Origin of the sequence: Acrocarpospora pleiomorpha (assembly GCF_009687885.1) — a bacterium.
GTDB lineage: Bacteria > Actinomycetota > Actinomycetes > Streptosporangiales > Streptosporangiaceae > Acrocarpospora > Acrocarpospora pleiomorpha.
The window spans coordinates 1-17,621 of sequence record NZ_BLAF01000041.1; the positions used below are offsets into that span (position 1 = coordinate 1).

15 protein-coding genes are annotated in these 17,621 nt (G+C 69.4%); 2 read left to right on the plus strand and 13 right to left on the minus strand.

The annotated features are described in order from the left end of the window. Positions 1-14 precede the first annotated feature (14 nt). From Aple_RS31005 to Aple_RS31030, 6 genes are all read right to left on the minus strand, one after another. Positions 15-3,416 carry an ATP-binding protein gene (locus tag Aple_RS31005; RefSeq protein ID WP_155348269.1) on the minus strand — a complete coding sequence of 1,134 codons (3,402 nt, stop codon included), beginning with the start codon at positions 3,414-3,416 and terminating at the stop codon, positions 15-17. A 67-nt stretch (positions 3,417-3,483) separates the two neighbouring features. Further along, positions 3,484-4,191: an HAD family hydrolase gene (locus Aple_RS31010; protein ID WP_246264897.1), complete on the minus strand. Its 708-nt coding sequence runs from the start codon at positions 4,189-4,191 to the stop codon at positions 3,484-3,486. Between the two features lie 271 nt (positions 4,192-4,462). Further along, positions 4,463-5,095, minus strand: coding sequence for an HAD family hydrolase (locus Aple_RS31015; RefSeq protein ID WP_155348271.1), 633 nt, complete (start codon positions 5,093-5,095; stop codon positions 4,463-4,465). Between the two features lie 93 nt (positions 5,096-5,188). Beyond that, the gene (locus Aple_RS31020) at positions 5,189-6,022 is read right to left on the minus strand and encodes a siderophore-interacting protein (protein WP_170321744.1); all 834 of its coding nucleotides are present in this window, start codon (positions 6,020-6,022) and stop codon (positions 5,189-5,191) included. A gap of 378 nt (positions 6,023-6,400) precedes the next feature. Beyond that, on the minus strand, positions 6,401-6,907 hold the full coding sequence (locus Aple_RS31025) for a DUF6912 family protein (RefSeq protein ID WP_155348273.1): 507 nt from the start codon (positions 6,905-6,907) through the stop codon (positions 6,401-6,403). 268 nt (positions 6,908-7,175) lie between these two features. Next, the gene (locus Aple_RS31030) at positions 7,176-7,820 is read right to left on the minus strand and encodes an HAD family hydrolase (RefSeq protein ID WP_246264898.1); all 645 of its coding nucleotides are present in this window, start codon (positions 7,818-7,820) and stop codon (positions 7,176-7,178) included. 541 nt (positions 7,821-8,361) lie between these two features. Here Aple_RS31030 and Aple_RS31035 point away from each other — a divergent pair. Beyond that, on the plus strand, positions 8,362-10,752 hold the full coding sequence (locus Aple_RS31035; protein WP_155348275.1) for a tetratricopeptide repeat protein: 2,391 nt from the start codon (positions 8,362-8,364) through the stop codon (positions 10,750-10,752). An 80-nt stretch (positions 10,753-10,832) separates the two neighbouring features. Here Aple_RS31035 and nagZ read toward each other — a convergent pair whose 3' ends face one another. The 7 genes from nagZ to Aple_RS31070 form a co-directional block, all read right to left on the minus strand. Further along, positions 10,833-12,137: a beta-N-acetylhexosaminidase gene (nagZ, locus tag Aple_RS31040; protein ID WP_246264899.1), complete on the minus strand. Its 1,305-nt coding sequence runs from the start codon at positions 12,135-12,137 to the stop codon at positions 10,833-10,835. 245 nt (positions 12,138-12,382) lie between these two features. Next, positions 12,383-14,077 (minus strand): phosphoenolpyruvate--protein phosphotransferase, encoded by a 1,695-nt coding sequence (ptsP, locus tag Aple_RS31045; RefSeq protein ID WP_155348276.1) that lies wholly within the window; start codon positions 14,075-14,077, stop codon positions 12,383-12,385. Position 14,078: 1 nt separating this feature from the next. Then, the gene (locus tag Aple_RS31050; protein ID WP_155348277.1) at positions 14,079-14,342 is read right to left on the minus strand and encodes an HPr family phosphocarrier protein; all 264 of its coding nucleotides are present in this window, start codon (positions 14,340-14,342) and stop codon (positions 14,079-14,081) included. Positions 14,343-14,355: 13 nt separating this feature from the next. Then, positions 14,356-15,006: an HAD family hydrolase gene (locus tag Aple_RS31055; protein ID WP_155348278.1), complete on the minus strand. Its 651-nt coding sequence runs from the start codon at positions 15,004-15,006 to the stop codon at positions 14,356-14,358. Further along, positions 14,997-15,443, minus strand: coding sequence for a PTS sugar transporter subunit IIA (locus Aple_RS31060; RefSeq protein WP_155348279.1), 447 nt, complete (start codon positions 15,441-15,443; stop codon positions 14,997-14,999). The genes Aple_RS31055 and Aple_RS31060 overlap by 10 nt, the downstream gene beginning before the upstream one ends. Before the next feature lie 11 nt (positions 15,444-15,454). Further along, entirely contained in the window at positions 15,455-15,691 is a 237-nt protein-coding gene (locus Aple_RS31065; RefSeq protein ID WP_155348280.1) for a PTS sugar transporter subunit IIB, read from the minus strand. A gap of 35 nt (positions 15,692-15,726) precedes the next feature. Then, entirely contained in the window at positions 15,727-16,761 is a 1,035-nt protein-coding gene (locus tag Aple_RS31070) for an SIS domain-containing protein (protein ID WP_155348281.1), read from the minus strand. Between the two features lie 109 nt (positions 16,762-16,870). Between Aple_RS31070 and Aple_RS31075 the strand changes: the two genes are divergently transcribed. Beyond that, a complete protein-coding gene (locus Aple_RS31075) occupies positions 16,871-17,602 on the plus strand; it encodes a GntR family transcriptional regulator (RefSeq protein ID WP_155348282.1) in 732 nt (243 codons plus the stop codon). The last annotated feature ends 19 nt before the right edge of the window (positions 17,603-17,621 follow it).

Here is a 17,621-nt window from a genome sequence, read left to right on the forward strand (position 1 = left end):
GGTGGGAGAACCACCTATTTCTCCTGGAGAGCGGTGCGGGCGCGGGCCTCCCAGCGGGGGGCTCGTGCGCGTTGTGCGACCTTGAGGGCCTGTCGCCAGTCGTCGGACGGATCCCTGCCGAGCAGCACGGCGAGCCGGGCCATACATTCGGCGACCGGCCCAAGGATCATGGATATGGTCTCGCCGCCGATGACGCAGTCCCGGTAGGGCAATAGCTGTGCGTAGATCTGTTCGGCGATGTCCCGATCCCCCAGGGTGATGGCGGCGTCGGCGCGGAATGCCTGCATGAGCAGCCAGAGGTAGTCGAAGGCGGGTTCCTCGCGCAGCAGTTCCGCGGCCTGCGGGTGGCCGTCCATCGCCATGCGGGCCGAGAGGAGCGACCGAGCGGCCTGGGGATAGCCGTCGGCCAGCTGCTGGATCTCCGGATCGGCCTCGGCCAGACGTCCCTGCTGATGCAGATGGATGACGCGGACCACAGTCATCGTGCCGTATATGTCCCACATTTCGGCTTCAGTAGCGTCTGCCGCGACCTTCGCGAAGCCGCGTGCCGCTTCGGCCTCGTCCCCCTGCATTCGCTGGATGGCGGCGGTGGCCAGTCCGGCGAGGGCGGCGGCTTCGCGCAGGTCGTACCGGCCCGCGAGCTCCCGGGCCGCCTCCACCAGGGCCGCCGCCTCGTCGACGTCCGCCCGCGCCATCAACGCGGAACTGCGGGACAGCAGCCCGAGCGCCTCCACGCCGGGCAGTCGCTCCCGCCGCCCCAGCTCCATGAGCTCGGCACCGATCTCCAACACCAGGTCGTACTGCCCCGGGACCCGGTTGACGTAGTAGTGAGCGTTGAGCGCGACCGCCAGAACCGAGGCGTCGCCAAGACCCCTGGCAAGCACGACCGCCTCCTCGGCCGCGGCGGACGCGCCCGCCGGGTCGTGCCAGATCGCCGCCTCCAGCGCCAGCGTCGCCAGCAGCCGGGCACGCAACTCGCTCTCCCCATCCGGCAGCCCGGCCAGAGTGCGGCGGATCAGCTCCACATGAGCCACATCCGTCTGCCCGTGGGTGCGGTTGTTCCACATCATCGGGGTATCGATAGCAGTGATCGCCGCCGCCGTGAGCGCCCGATCCCCCGTCACCTCGGCGGCCCGGATCGCCTCCGCCCGCGACTCCCGCGCCGACTGCGACAGCCCGGCCAACTGCTCGGCCCTGGCCCGCTCGCGTAGCAACTCAGCGCGTACCCGCCGATCCCCGCCCGGATCCAGCAGGTGCACGGCCAGCGCCCGCGCCCACAGCGCCACCGCCGACCGAAAGGCGAACCGCTGCTCCGCCTGTACGGCCGCCGCCCGGCAATACCGCACCGCCTTGTCCGCACATCCCAGCGTGGCAGCCTCCGCGAAATGGTGGGCCAGCGCGCCGACGTCGGCCGGGCGCAGCTCCTCCATCGCCTCGGCGATCCTGAAGTGCAGCCGGGCCCGCCGGAGTTTCGGCAGGTCACCATAGATGGTGTCCATGACCAGAGCGTGCGCGAACCGTACCCGGCCCGGAGCGGGTTCCTCCAGCAGGCCGGTGACGACAGCGATCTCCAGGGCGTCGTAGACCTCGTCGGCGTGATGCTGCTCGGCCCGTACCAGCACGGAGACCTCGCCCTCGCGGCCGAGCGCGGCGAACGTGCGCAGCACGTTCCTGGCGACGGCGGGCAGCCGGGCCACCCGGCGCCTGATCACGTCGGCGGCACCGGCCGGGACCTCACTGGTGGCGACCAGCACGCCCTCGCTGGCCAGCAGCCGGGCGGTCTCCCTGGCGTAGAACGGGTTCCCGTCGGCGCGCGCCGCGATGGCGGCCACAGACCGGTCGTCAGCTCGGTCCTCGGCGTCGACCTCGGCGCAGGTCAGCCGCACCAGCGCGGCCACGTCGGCGGCGGCCAGGCCCGCCAGGTCGATGCGCGTCGCCTCCTGCCTGGCCAGGGTGGAACACGTCTCGGCCAGCTCCTCGCCCATCTCGGCGGACCGGTAGGTGCCGACCACGAAGACCCCGGCCGGTTGCCGGTCGGCGGCGAGATCCCGCAGCGCGGCGAGCGTGGCCTCGTCCGCGCGGTTCAGATCCTCCAGCACCACCAGCAGCGGGCGGGTCTCCGCCACCCGGGCCAGATATCCGGACAGGGCCCGGTGCACGTGGAACTGGGTGGTGGACGCGCCCAGCCGGAGCACCTCCCATTCCTCGCGAGTACGCGGCACGAGCGGGTCGAGGGTGGTCATGACCTGGGCCCACGGCCAGAGCGCCGGCGAACCCTCCGCCTCGGGGCAGCGACCCCAGGAGACCAGCCAGCCACGGCTTTCCAGCTCCGCCGCGAGCGCTCCGACCAGAGCGCTCTTTCCGATTCCCGGCTCTCCGGAGATCAGGGCGGTGCCACGGCTGCCGATTGAGGCGATCATCTGGGCGGCGTCGAGGAGCGTCCCGAGCTCACCGTCCCGGCCGATCAGCCGAGGGGCTGATCTTGGATCACCTATGCCGGGATTTTTCATACGGGAGCGTGACATATCCGGCCCGCCCCGAGGCTGGTTGGCGTGCTCGCCCGGTTCCGTCGCGCCGCCCGGACCTGGGTCGATATCGGCAAGATTCGCCAACCCGCGGCCCTCCGCCTGGCCGAACAGCATCGCCGCGTGGTCGAGGGCGGGATCCTGCGCCAGGACCGCGACCTCGGTCTCGCGCAGCCGCGGGCCCGGGTCCACCCCGAGCTCCGCGACCAGGACGTCCCTGGCCCGGCGCAGCACCGACAGCGCGTCGCCCTGGCGGCCGGACCGGTAGAGCGCCAGCGCCAGCAGCCGCCACGACTCCTCCCGCAGCGGCGACTCGGCGACCAGCACCTCCAGCTCGGCGGCGGCCGCGGCCGCCCGGCCCGACGCCAGCAGGCCCATCGCGCGCAACTGCCGGGCGTGCGCCCGCAACTCATCCAGGCGTACGACCTCCGGTCCGGCCCACTCCTCGGCCGCCACCTCCGAGTACGCGGGGCCCTGCCAGCGGGCGAGCGCGCGATCCAGCAGGGTGAGAGCCTGGCCGGGGGCGCGGGCCAGGCCGGACTCCTCGGCCTGGCGCACTTCCTGTTCGAAGAGCCAGGAGTCGAGGTCGCCGGGCTGGATGCGCAGGGCGTAGCCGGGGGCGGCGCTGACGAGGACCTTCGCGGGGGCGCGGGGCGGGCGATCGGGTTCGAGGATCCGGCGCAGGAGCGAGATGTTCGACTGGAGCAGACCGGAGGCGCCCGAGGAGATCGAGTCGCTCCAGAGGTCCTCGACCAGGCGATCGGCCGGGACCACGCGGCCGCCCGCGAGGAGCAGGCGGGCCACCACCGCCCGCTGCCGCCGGGGTCCGAGCGCGATCGGGTGACCGTCCACGGTGAACGCCTCAAGCGGCCCGAGCACCTGGAAACGCATCCGTACCTCCACGCAACCGGGCTTTGTAGCGATATATCGCCTTAATAGTGAGGCGACAGAGCCTTTGTCAGCTGGCTTTGCGGTTGACCGGGCTGGTGAGGCGGGCGATGGCGGCCACTACTTCGGAGGCGTTGGAAAGGTCGGGGAGCACGATGTCGGCTCCGGCTTCGGCCAGTTCGGCCTCGGTGGAGCGGCCCGAGGCGACGGCGATCATCCCGGCGCCGCCGATCTGGGCGGCCTGCACGTCACGGGTGGAGTCCCCGATCAGCACGGTGTTCCCGGCGTCGAAACGGGAACCGTACTTGTCCTTGGCCCGGCCCTGCGCGACCTGGAGCAGGGTGGCTTTGGGGTAGACCTCCTCGCCGTACCCCCCGACCTCGAAGTCCACCCACTTGTTCAGCCCGAAGGCGGCCAGCTTGTGCACGGCATTGGTCTTGATCGTCCCAGTCAGCACCGACTGCACGACCCCGTCCAGCCGGGAGATCGCCTTCAACGCGTCCTTGGCGCCCGGCATCACCCGGCCCTCCTTGTCCAGCCGCCGCCGCTTGTCCGTGAACGCCACGGCCAGCGCGTCGATGAACCGGGGCAGATGGTAGTCCTCCACCTGGATCCCGTTGATCGCCAGCGTCTCAAAGATGATCTCCGAGTCGGGCCGCCCCATGGCCACCGCCAGCTTCACCAGCGGCCGCCCGGTGACCATCCGGAACGCGTCGGCGTACGCGTCCCGCGCAACGATCGTGACGTCCACCAGCGTCAGATCGACATTCCAGAGCACGAGCCGGTTAATCGCGACCTCCGAGGGACGAACTCAACTCCGCCCAGCGTACGGCCAACGCCTCCCCCTTAGCCCATCCGATGCCAGATGGATTGCCCTCTTCGGCGCAGATCGTCCCCCTCCACCCCGCCGCGGACCCACCCCTGCGGAGCCGCAACCAGAATGACCACCCGTCACGCGCCGCTCCGGCCCCCGCCGCGACAGCCGACCACCGGCCTTGGCCGCCACCAAGCGATGACCGGTGACCCGCGGATCTTCAGATGTCGGAGCTTCAGATGAGGTCGAGTGCTTGCGCCAGGGAGTCCACCACAGGCACGCCTACTCGCTCGAGTTCCGAGCGGCGCGTCATGCCGCCGGTGTAGAGGATTGCCCGTGCCCCCACATGCTCGGCCGCATGTGCGTCGTCGACGCTGTCGCCGATCACCACGACCTTGCTGGGATCGAGATCGAGCGCCTTGAGATGCAGCACCATGTGCTCCGCCTTCGGACCACCGGAAGCCGCCCGGAGCCCGTCGACGCGGGTGAAGTGGTGATCGATCTGGAACTCCCCCACCTTCGGCACCAGACGATCGTGCCCCCACATCGACAACAGCGACTGCGTCCGTCCCGAGCCCTCCCAGGCCCGCAGGCTCGCCGCCGCACCCTCGGCCAGGCGGCACGCCAGCATCAGCCGGTGATAGTGCTCATGAAACCCATGATCGAGCTTCTCCCACTCGCCCTCGGCCAGCGGTCGCCCGATGATGCGCTCATACGCCACCCAGATCGGCCGCGTATAAACCTCCCGAAACCTCTCAAGATCGAAAGGTCCCACCCCATACGGCCGGAAAATCTCGTTCGTAGCCCCCACAACCGCATCCGTGTCGTGGAAGAGCGTCCCATTCCAGTCCCAAACAATGTGTGTCATCGTCCCCCAACTTTAATCGACCCCACCGACAACCCCCTGGCCACCCACCCCATCGTCATCTCTCCACCCACCGACCCGGGTCATCTCGCGCCGCTATTCCATCCCAATCTTCCCCGGCGTCCAGAACGGCTTGGTGAGCACCGCCCGCCGCGACCACCCTCGCTCCCGCACCAAATGCTCACGAACCATCTGAACCGTCCTCGCCTCCCCCGCCACGTAAGCGACCGCACCCCCGCCGCTCTTATTCCTGCCTTCGCCGCCACCTTCGCCACCGCCGTCGGCACCGCCGCTGCCGCCGCCCTTGCCGTCGCTGTTGCCGTCGCCGCGATGGCCACCGTCGTCACCCGGAAGGCTTAACTCTCGAACGGCCTCAACTAGGGCGTCCGACTCCGCGGCACTCCGCTCCCCACGAAAGATCCATTGAATCCGGTCCCCGAGTTCAAGCTGATCCTCCGGCCCGGCGACCTCAACAACCCCGTACACCGAAGCGCTCGGATCCAGCCCACGAATCATCGGCCCGAACGCCACCGCTGCGGTTTCCTCCCCTACGAACAGGTGAAATGCCGCCTTCTGCGCGACAAACGCCCCCTCCGGCTTGTTGAAGGTCACCTCATCTCCCACCTTCAGCCCCCGCGCCCAGCGCGCCCCCGGCCCGTCCCCGTGATCGAGGACACGTAGCTCCAGCCCTCCATCGAGATCCCAGACCGAATAGGTCCGCAAGAAATCCCGAGGCCGCCGCCAATTCTGAAACGTCAAGGGATCCGTGACCAGAACCCGAACCTGCTGCCCGGCCACCCACGCAAGGTCACCGATCCCCTCCCCCTCCACCCGAATCCCCAGCATCCTCCCCGCGACCATCCGGACCTCAGTCACCAGCCCCGTGACCAGAATCAGATCCCGAACCCGCTGCCCCAACGTCCGCGACACAGAAGATGCACCCATAACCCCGGAACAAAGCCACCACGGACCCTGCCCCACACCCCCAACCCATCCGATCGACAACGAACCACCCATCCAGGAAATTCAAGATATATCTCGACTTACCACCCGTCAATGCTCCTGACCTGCGTCCCACAGGGGCGCATACACCGCTACGGCGCACACACGGCATGCCGACCTCTTGAGCACAGCACGAACACCCCTGCGACCTTGCTCATCGGCCCCTCAACGCGGAAAGGGGTCGGTCGGTTCTGGCTAGTGCGGTCACCTACGACCCGTGGCCGGGCCACGATGGCTCACCGGACTCAGCGATTTGCCGCTTTCACCCCGGCAAGACACCGCGCTAGGCGAGTTCGGACGGTTCTGCTAGGTGAGGAGGTCGGGGATTTCCTGGGTCGCGTACCAGAGGAGTTCGTGGGCGTCCGCACCATCGACGGTGAACTGGGCGTCGTCATCGCCTTCGTCGGCAGCGGGGAGAGCGATGATGGCGGCGGTGACGTCCTCTTGGGCGGACAGGTCGTCGATGTGGACCGAGGCCAGCTTCGCCAGGGGGACCGACTCCAGGACGCGGACACGGCCGCGGTCGTCGAGGTCCGGGCTCACCAGGGTCGTCGCGTCGGGCACCTCGGCGGCAACCACGACACGACGGGCGGGGGCCGCGAAACCGTCGGCTTTGTCGGCAGCGAGCATGCGCAGAGACGCACGGGCTGCCTCCATCAGGGCGACATACTCCAGTTCCTCGGTGTCCCCGGAGACGTACCACTCGACCAGCGCGGGCGTCACCGCGAATCCGGTCAGCGGTGCCGGACCGAGTTCGCCGGTGGTCACCGCGCGGGCAAGCGCCGGAAGCGTGCACGGCAGGTAGACACGCATGAGGTCCTCAAGATGGTCGAATCTGAAACGTCGGATCTAGTCGGATCCGACGTGGTCTGATTGTGGTCGAATCTGAAGGTGGGCGGATCTGGGGTGGTCGGATCTGGAGGTGTGGCCACAGACGCTCTGATGCCAGGAGCTCCGCACGGTCCGGGGCTCCCAGTGGCCTGGAACGCTGCCGATCACCCCCGAGTGTGCCAGCACCGCAGGAGTTCTCGCGAGAACCATCCCGGCACGCCCATCCCAAAAAGCACCACAGGGACGTGCGTCAGGCGATGCCGTCCCCCAAACGGCGGCCGGTGAGAGCTTCCAGTCGGGTGATCGTGACGCTGGGCGTGTGGTGGTGGAGCCCATGGAGGCCAAGGGATCGAGCGGCGACGACATTGGCTTCGATGTCGTCGACGAAGACACACTGGTCGGGGGCGAGGTCGAGCAGGCCAAGGGCGTGATGAAAGATCCGAGGCTCGGGCTTGCGCATACGAACTTCACCGGAAATGACCACCGCGTCGAAGAGCGCGTCCCAGTCATCCCGCGGATAGTCATTGGCCCACGAGTTCGACACCAGGCACGTCTTCAGCCCCGCTGCACGAGCCCGCCGCAGCATCTCGTTCATCGACTCGACCGGCCGGAATCCCGCGAACATCCGGCTCAACAGCCCGTCAGCCAGCGGCGGAACCCCATCCACGGTAAGCAACCGAGTAGCGAGCCCCTGCTCAAACTCAGCCGCGGAGATCTCCCCCCGCTCAAGTGCATGAATCGTGTTCTCCCCATCGGCCGCCCCTTCATAGGCATGCCGAATCAGCTCCCGCATCACATCCCGATACCGCGCCCCATCAATCCGATCCGCAACAATCCACTCATCAATCGCCTCCCCCAACCCAGTAGTAAGAACCCCACCCCAGTCAATCAACACACCCTCAACCACAAACCCTCCCACCCCATGACTCTCCACCCAAAACCCCTCAAGCCTAATACGCCGGCCCGAGTTCACCGGGAGATGCCGGCCGATATCGACAACCGTCGGATGGACGCCGCCCCCCGCTGGACCTGACCGACGGCGCCGGACCTCAAGCTCGCCCAGGCAGGCCACTCACAGGACGGGAACTGGATATCTTCAACGACTACGTCGACGCGATGGTCTAGCCGATCACCACGATGATCGCCAACCAAAGCACTCCAAGACCCCTTCTTGAGGCCCTGGACGCACCCAGGCCGGGCTGGCTGTCAATGCCAGAAGCCGTGTGCACGAATGACCAGAGTCGTCTTCACATGCCGACGCGAGCCGCGAGTGGCACGCGGCGACCGAGAGCTTCTCTCCGCAATCACCTCGTTGTGATCTTGTTGTGGCGGGATGATGGCGGTATGTCATCGCGTGGTGCCCGCTGGGCGGGTGGTGCCGTGGCCGTGCCGGCGGTGGTGGGGGCTAACGAGCCCGCTGATGGGGATGAGCAGGAGTGAGCGGGACGGGCGAGGTCAGCAACGTCATCTCCGACAGCCTGATCATCGGGGTGGTGGTGCAGGGCGGGCACGTCACCCTCCAGGTACCGGCGCAGATCAGCCCGGCGATGGCCGGCCTGCCCGGCCCCGCTGCCGTCTTCACCGGTCGCGACGAGCATGTCGAACGCCTGCTGGACAATCTCGCCCCCCTCGACGATGGGGAAGCCGGCGCGGGCGGGACGCAGGCGGTGCCGGTGACCGCGGTGTCGGGGCTGGCCGGCGTTGGGAAGACCGAGTTGGTCGTCCAGGCCGCCGCCCGGGCGGTCAAACGATCAGGCTGGTTCCCCGGCGGGGTGCTGTTCACCGACCTGTTCGGCTACGACCCCATGCTTGGCTTGTCCCCCGAGCGGGCCCTGGACGGCTTTCTGCGAGCCCTGGGTCTCCCTAGCGAGCACATACCCAACGGTCTGCAGGACCGGCAGCGGCTGTACCGCAGTGTGCTGGCCGCCTACGCTGAAAAGGGCCGTCGGGTCCTCGTGGTCATCGACAACGTCTCCAGCGCCGAACAGGCCCGCCCGCTGTTGCCCACTGACGGCGCCACCGCTGCCTTGGTCACCTCCCGCCACACCCTTGACGGACTCGACGCCCGCCTGCACGATCTCGACACGCTCGACGAGTCCGCCTCCATCGCCCTGCTCGACCAGACGCTGCGCCACGCCCGCGGGGACAGGGACGCCCGCATCGCTGAGGACCCCGCGGCGGCCACGTCGATCGCCCACCTGTGCGCCGGCCTGCCGCTAGCACTGCGCATCGCCGCCGCCCTGCTTACCGCGGCCCCCCAACGCCCCGCCGCGGACCTCGCTGCCGCCCTTGAGGCCGAGCACACCCGTCTGGACAAGTTGCGCCGTCCGGACCGGGCGGTACGCGCCGCCTTCGACTTGTCGTACCAGCTCCTCGACACCGATGAGGCTCGGCTGTTCCGGCTGTTGCCCCTCAACCCGGGCCCCGATCTGTCCACTGATGCCGCCGCCCGCCTGGCCGGCACAGATTCCGACCGGGCCGGGGAACTACTGCAACATCTTGCCGACGCTCATCTGGTCGAACCTCAGCCGACCTGGGGTCGCTGGCGCATGCACGACCTGGTCCGCCTGTACGCCGACGATCACGGCCGGGCCGACGACGCCGACCAGCGGACGGCGGCCACGGGACGCCTGCTGGACCACTACGTCCGAGCAACCGAAGCCGCTGACACCTATGTGGATCGGCCCGCGGGCGCGGTGCGCTCCCCCATGCTCCCGTCCCGCGAGCATGCCCTGGCCTGGCTGGACACCGAGCGCCCCAACCTGACGGCGGCAGTGGCCCTCGCCGCCGCGACCGGTCACGCTGACAGCGGCATCCGGCTCGCCTTCGCGCTGGCCGACTTCCTTAACTGGCGGCGCCGTTTCGACGAGGCGATCGCCGTCGCCTCCGTCGCGCTGGACGTGGCCCGAACCGTGGGAGACCGGAACGGTACCAGCCGAGCGCTGCACAACTTGGGCATCGCGCAACGTGAGACGCGGCAGTTCGAGGAGGCCGCCGCCAGCCACCGAGAGGCGGCGGGAATCCTTCGGGAAACAGGAGACCAGCAGCGCGAGGCACGGGCACTGACAGGGCTTGGTGTCGCGCTGGCCCAAGCGCGCAGGTTCGACGAAGCCGTCCTCGCCCACGAGGACGCCAGAGCCCTGTGTGAACGGATCGGTGACCGGCACGGGGAGGGCATGGCGATGAACAACCTGGGCATCGCCCTGCGCGAAATGCGGCGCTTCGAGGAGGCCGCCACCGCCTACAACGGGGCCGTCGTTCGATACCGGGAGGCCGAGGACCGGCAGCGGGAAGCGGGTGCCTTGACCGGATACGGCTTGGCCCTCGCGGACCTGGGACAGTTCGAGGAGGCCATCACGGCCCACCGCGAGTCGCTGGCGATCTTCGGCGAGACCGGTGACCGGCACGCCGAGGGAATGGTCATGAACAACCTTGGCATAGCCCTCCGCCAAACCGGCCGCACCGACGAGGCGATCGCCGCCTACCGTCAGGCGATCGACATCCACCGGACAGCCCACGACCGCACCCGCGAGGGAATGGGCTACAACAACCTGGGCAAAGCTCTGCGCCAACTGGGGCAGTTCGACCAGGCCACCGCCGCCCACCACCAAGCCGTGACCATATTCAGGGAGACCGCTGACCGCTACCGCACAGGACAAGCACTGTACGAGTTCGGCGTGACCCTTACCGAAGCGGGGCGACTCGAACAAGCCGTGACCGTCCAGGAAGAGGCCCTGACCGTCTTCCAGGAACTCGGCGATGCCTACGGCATCGAGTTGACGCAGGGCAAGCTGACGGAATTGGGCGTCACCGAGCCGAGGAGTTGAACGGCCTCGGCACCGCGCTGCAGAAGGCATGAGGAAGCTGACGGAAGTGCGAAGCGATGGCGGGAAGCCGGTTGGGATGGTCAGCCTTTTGCGGTTAGACGGGCGGCCTTCTGGCGATGTTCTGAGGTTTTGATTAGCGAGGGGGCTTTGTTGGGGGGCGGGAAGAAGTTTTTGTTGTCGAGGGAGCGGGTGAATTTTAGTTTGAGGATTCGGTGGACGGATTGATTTAGGCGGGTTTGGGTTATGCGGCCGGACTTTATGGCGGTGAGGATGGCTTCGTAGGCTGTCGGGAGGTCGGGGGGCATGAGGAGGATGTCGGCGCCGGCGAGGATGGCGCGGACGGCCACTTCGGAGTCGCCGTATTTCTTGCGGACGCCTTCCATGTTGAGGGCGTCGGTGGAGATGACGCCTTTGAAGCCGAGTTCGTTGCGGAGCAGGCCGGTGAGGATCTTCTTGGAGAGGGTGGCGGGGTCGCCGGAGGGGTCGAGGCGGGGCATGAGGATGTGGGCGGTCATGATGGCGTCGACGCCGGAGGTGATGGCGGCGCGGAAGGGTGGGGCGTCGAGGCGTTCCCATTCGGCGCGGGTGTGGCGGATGACGGGGAGGGCGGTATGGCTGTCGGTGGCGGTGTCGCCGTGGCCGGGGAAGTGTTTGGCGGTGGCGGCGATGCCGCTGTCGTGGAAGCCCTTGACGGCGGCGCTGACCATGTCGGCGACCAGGTCGGGGTCGGAGCCGTAGGCGCGGGGGCCGATGACGGGGTTCCTGGGATTGACGTTCACGTCGGCGACGGGGGCGAAGTCCATCGAGATGCCCAGGGCGCGGAGTTCGGTGCCGGTGATCTTGGCGGCGGCGCGGGCATTGGCGGGGTTTCCGGTTTCGCCGAGGGTCTGGGCGCCAGGGAGTTTGGTGACCAGGTCGCCGAGGCGGGAGACCAGGCCGTTCTCCTGGTCGACGCCGATGAGGAAGGGGACGTCGGGGGAGGCGGCGCGCAGGCCGGCGGTGAGTTGGGCCAGTTGTCTCGCGTCGACGATGTTGCCGGTGCCGGGGAAGAGGATCATGCCGCCGAGGTGGTACTTCTCGATCACCTGGGCGGGGGTTCCGACGCCGAAACGGGCCTGGTTCTCCTGGTGGGTCGCGTCGGCGCGGGAGCCGTACAGCACAGGCATGAAGAGCTGGCCGACTTTTTCCTCGACCGTCATGCGCTGGATGGCGGCGGAGATGCGCGAGGGGGCCTCGGATTCGGTCGGGGTGATGGGCGGGCTGGATAACGCGGCCGACGGGGATGGGCGTGTGGTGCGCCCGGCCGAGGAGCCGGCCGCTGAACACGCGACGACCATCGCGAATGTGACGCAAACCCCTGCGGAGACGCGCAACGTCGCACGCACGGGCATGGAGGTTAAGGCCGCCATCCATGCGCGTGCGAGGGGAGCCGTCATGCGCCGACCAGGTCGCCCTACCGTACTGTGCCCAAGCATGTTCTCACCGTAGCCGGACCCACCGACAACCGCCTCTGAGATCTGGTGCGCGCGGCTCCTCCCCCAGGCCCTGTTCCACCCGGAGGAGGAGCCGCACGCGAGTCGACAACCCGGCCCGGGATCAAAGAACCCGAGGCCGAGTTACAAAGCCCAGATCATAAGCCTAGGTCGGCGAGGCCGGGGAGTTCGTTGCGGGCGGCGGATTTGGCGGTGGCGGCGGAGAGGGCGGCGCGGGCCGCGGCGGCGGCGGCGCGGCATTGGGTGAGGGTGTGGCGGCTGAGGGCGGCGCGTACCCAGGGGAGGGCGGGCGAGCCCATGGACAGGGACGTAACGCCGAGGCCGACGAGGACGCAGGCGAGGGTGGGGTCGGCGGCGGCTTCGCCGCAGACGCCGCAGGATTTGCCCGTGGTGGCGGCGCCGGTGGCGGTGAGGGCGATCAGGTCCAGGACGGCGGGGTGCCAGGGGTCCTGGAGTTCGGCGACGCCGCTGACCTGGCGGTCGGCGGCGAGGGCGTACTGGGTGAGGTCGTTGGTGCCGATGGAGAAGAAGTCGACGGCGGTGGCGAGGTGGTGGGCGCGGAGCGCGGCGGACGGGATCTCGATCATGATTCCGGCGTTGGGCAGGCCGGCGTCGTGGCAGGCGGACACGAACCAGGAGGCTTCCTCGACGGTGGCGACCATCGGCGCCATGATGTACGCCTGCGCCTGCGTGCCGGCGGCCGCCCGCGCGAGCGCCCGAAGCTGACTTCCCATCATTTCCGGATATTTCCGGAAAAGCCGTAGGCCGCGCTCGCCCAGCGCCGGATTGGGCTCCTCGCCCGACGGCGGCAGGAACGCCAACGGCTTGTCAGCCCCGGCGTCCAGGGTCCGCACCACGACCCGCCCCCCAGGAAAAGCATCGAAAACGGCACGATAGGCCGCCTCCTGCTCCTCCTCTGTCGGCGCCTCCGCACGATCGAGGAAGAGGAACTCGGTCCGGAAAAGCCCGACCCCTTCCGCCCCGTGCGCCAGCGCGGACTCCAGATCCCGCGGCCCTCCGACGTTGGCCAGCAACGGCACCGCGTGCCCGTCCGACGTCGCCCCCGGACCCATGCTCGCCGCCAGCACGGCCTCCCGCGCAGCCGCCGCCCCGAGCAGTCCGTCCACGTCGGCCCGCTCAGGCGAGAGCCGTACAGAACCGGAAGCCCCATCCACGAGCGCCCAGACCCCCTGCGGCAGCGAGGTCGCCCCCGCGCAGCCGACGACGGCGGGCACGCCCATGGCCCGGGCCAGGATGGCGGTGTGGCTGGTCGGCCCGCCTTCCTCGGTCACGAACGCGGCCACCAGATTCTTGTTGAGCAGCGCGGTGTCGGCGGGCGCGAGATCCTTGGCCACCAGCACGTACGGCTCCGCCGCCGACTCCGGCACCCCCGGCATGGGCAACCCGGTCAGCAACGCGATGGCCCGATCCCGGATGTCGTCCAGATCGGCCACCCGCTCCGCCAGATACCCCCCAGCGGCGGCCAGCAGCTCCCGATACCGCCCGAACGCCTCGAAAACCGCGCGCGGCGCGGCCGTGCCCTCGTCGATGAGCTCGGCGACCCCGACTTCGAGCCCGGGATCGCGCGCCATCATGGCCTGCGCGCCCAGCACGTCCTGCGCCGCTCCCCCGGCCTTGGCCCCCCGCGCCTCGAGATCGTCGGCGACCCGCTCCAGCGCGTCCGCGGCCCGCTTCCGCTCGGCCGCCGCCTCCCCGTCATACCGCGAACCGGGCGCGGGTTCCGGAATCGCCCCGACCAGCACGTGTACGGGACCATACCCCGCCCCCGGACTGACCCCCGAGCCACGCAACTCCACAGCGGAGGCCGTCATGTCAGCTCGCCGACGCTATGGCCGCGAGCTGGTCGAGGACCGAGTCGGCCCCGTCCCCCTCGGCGCTGATGATGATGGTGTCGCCATGCCGGACGTCCAGCGCGAGCACCGACAGGATGCTCTTGGCGTTGACCGGGGTCCCGCCGCTGCCCATTTTCACGACGGTCACGTCCATCGGCGCCTTCGTCGCGGTCTGGACGAACGTCGCGGCGGGGCGGGCGTGCAGGCCCACCTCGGATTCGACGGTTACCTTGCGCTCGGCCACGGAAACTCCTCTGCTACGCGGGCGGTCCAGACCACCCGGTTATTGGCCATTTCACACCAGTGAGATCGGCCACGACCAGATCTGCATGCGCCAATTCGCCGGGATGATGGGTGGTCGCGAGTCCCACGCACGTCATACCCGCCGCCCGCGCCGCGGCAATCCCGGCGAGTGAGTCCTCGAAAACCACGCAGTCGGCGGGTTCCACCCCTAACCGGGCGGCCGCCGTCAGGTACGCCTCCGGGTCCGGTTTCCCTGCCGTCACGTCCTCGGCGGTGACCATGGTCTGGACCAGGTCGTACACACCGAGCCAGCGCAGCCGGTCCTCGGCCCACCAGCGGCGCGCGGAGGTGACCAGCGCGGTGGGCGCGCCGGAGGCGGCGACCGAGCGGACGTAGTCGGCCGCGCCGGGCACCACCTCGACCTCGGGCAGGCCGGGCAGCGCCAGGTAGGAGTTGATCTCGGCCAGCAGCGCGCGCACGTCGTAACCCGGCAGCAGCTCGCCCAGCACGTCGGGCCCGCGGCGGCCCATGAACCCGCGCAGCACGTTCTCGTCGTGCTCGACGCCGTGGCTGTCCAGCAGCATGCCCCAGACGACGAGGCTGCGCGCCTCGGAGTTGATCAGCGTGCCGTCCAGGTCGAACAGCGCCGCGGCCCTCATCCCCATTGAAAAAGCTCATCTCCGGCGTGTACGGGACCCGCGGCGACCCGCAGGACGGAAGCGGCGGGCGCGTCCAGCGCCACCACGGGACAGATCGGCGAGCGGCCACCCGCTTCGATGGCCGCCGGATTCCAGGACACCACCGGCTGCCCGGCCGGAACCAGGTCGCCTTCGCCGGCGAGCAACTCGAAGCCCGCCCCCTTCAGCTGGACCGTGTCGATCCCCAGGTGCACCAGCACGCCGCGCCCGTCCGCGCCCACGATCACGTACGCGTGCGGGTGCAGTTTCACGATTGTCCCGGAGATGGGGGCGAGCGCCAGACCGGGCTCGCGCGCCGGGTCGATGGCCGCGCCCGGACCCATCATGGCCTGGGAGAACACCGGATCCGGCACGGCGGACAGGCTGATCGCCGCACCCGCCATCGGAGCCAGCACAGGTGTCAACAAGTTCCCCCTCAGCCGATGATGTCCTCGATGTCGCTGGCGATCGTGTCGGCCTCCGGACCCACGATGACCTGGATGATGTTGCCCGCCGACATCACCCCGTGCGCGCCCGCGGCCCTGAGCGCGGCCTGATCCACCTTGGCGGCGTCCCGCACCTCGGTGCGCAGCCGGGTGATGCAGGGGTCGATCTCGATGATGTTGTCCACCCCACCGAGACCGGCGATGATCGCCCGCGCGTCTGCCGCCATGGTCAGCCTCCTCCGTTACGGATCGGTGACTCACCCTAATCGGTCTGGGTGACCTTGTTCAGGCCGCGCGGAGCGTCCGGATCGATGCCGAGCCTGCGCGCGAGGGCCTCGGTGAGCAGCTGCCCGGGGACGATGAGGCCGAGCGGCGCGACCCACTCCGGCAGGTCGGGCCCGTGCAGGGACGCCGTCGAGACGGCCGCCAGCCGGGTCCCGCCCCCCACCCCGAACGCCGCCGCGCCCGCTCCGGTCACCCGCTCGGCCAGCGCGATCGTCCCGGGCAGGGTCGGCCCGTCCTGGGCGGCGACCAGAATGGCCGGCGTGTCCTCGTCCACCACCGCGATCGGCCCGTGCAGCAGATCGGCGTAGGAGAGCCCCATGGCGTGCAGGTAGCAGGCCTCCTTGAGCTTCAGCGCCAGTTCCAGCGCCGTGGAGAACGCGAGCCCTCGGCCCGACACCACGACACCCGGTTTGTCCGCCAGGCCCTCCACGAGCGCGTCGAGATCGCCGGGGTTGTCGATGAGCTTGTCCACCGCGTCCGGCACCCGGTCCAGGTCGGCCGCGTTCACGTCCGCCCCCAGGCCCAGCGCGAGGACCGCCATCGCGGCCAGCTGGGTGGTGTAGGTCTTGGTGGCCGGAACCGCCTTCTCCTCCCCCGCGACCGTGCACAGCGCCAGATCGGCGGCGAGCGCGAGCGGGCTCTCCGGCCCGCCGTTGGTGATCGCCACCGTCCGCGCCCCGCAGTCGCCGGCCCACTCCAGCGTCTCCACGATCTCCTCGGTACGCCCCGACTGGGAGACCGCCACCGCGAGCACCCCGTCCAGGTCCAGCCGCCGCCGGTAGGTGGTGGCGATCGACGGCGCCGCCAGGGCGGACAGGCGTCCTGCGTGCGCCTCGATGAGGTATCGGCCGTAGACTGCGGCGTTGTCGGATGTCCCCCGGGCGATGAACAGCAGCTGACGGGTCTGTTCCCCCAGCCGCCGTACCTCCCCGACCTGCGGCAGCAGGGCGTCCAGCGTGGCTCGGAGCGCGGCGGGCTGTTCGGCTATCTCGCTACGCATTTTCGTCGTCATCTGGTGCTCATCCCGTTATAGGTCCGTACGTTGACAGAGAATTCGGGCCTGTGGTCTAGTCCGGACTAGACCAGTAGGAACCCTACCTAATACGAGAGGGGAGGCAACAGTGGCCCAGATCGATCCCGACAGCCCGGTGCCCAAGTACTTCCAGCTGCGCGAGATCCTGCTGGACCTGATCGAGAGCAACGAACTCCCGATCGGCGCGGCGATCCCGTCAGAACGTGAGCTCTGCCAGCGTTTCGGCCTCTCCCGGATGACCGTACGGCAGGCGGTCGATCACCTGGTCTCCGAGGGGCGCCTGCATCGTGTCCCCGGCAAGGGCACCTTCGTCGCCCGCCCGAAGATCGAGCTGGCGCTCCAGCTCACCTCCTTCAGCGACGACATGCGCGCCCGTGGCCTGGAGCCCGGCTCCCGCGACCTGGATCGCCGGGTGGTCAGGGCCAGCGCCCATCTCGCCCGCGAGCTCGGCATCCAGCCCGGCGACGCGGTGCACTTCATCGAGCGCCTGCGCACGGCGGACGGGGAACCGCTGTGCGTCGAACGCGCGCACATCCCGGTGGCGCTCGCCCCCGACCTGGACGCCTACGACCTGTCCGGCCGTTCCCTCTACGCGCTGCTCGAATCGCGGTACGGACTCGTGCTGGACGCCGGCGAGCTGACCATCGACGGCGGCATCGCCGATCCGAGCGACGCCGACCTGCTCAAGCTGCCCCGCGGCGGCGCCGTGCTGCTGCTGGCCCGGCGTTCCTATGTCGGTGGGGCATGCGCGGAACTCGGGGTATCGACCTATCGCGCCGACCGCTACCAGCTCCGCACCCTCCTGGAGCCGAGGCGTTAACAACCTCCCCTCTCCCTGG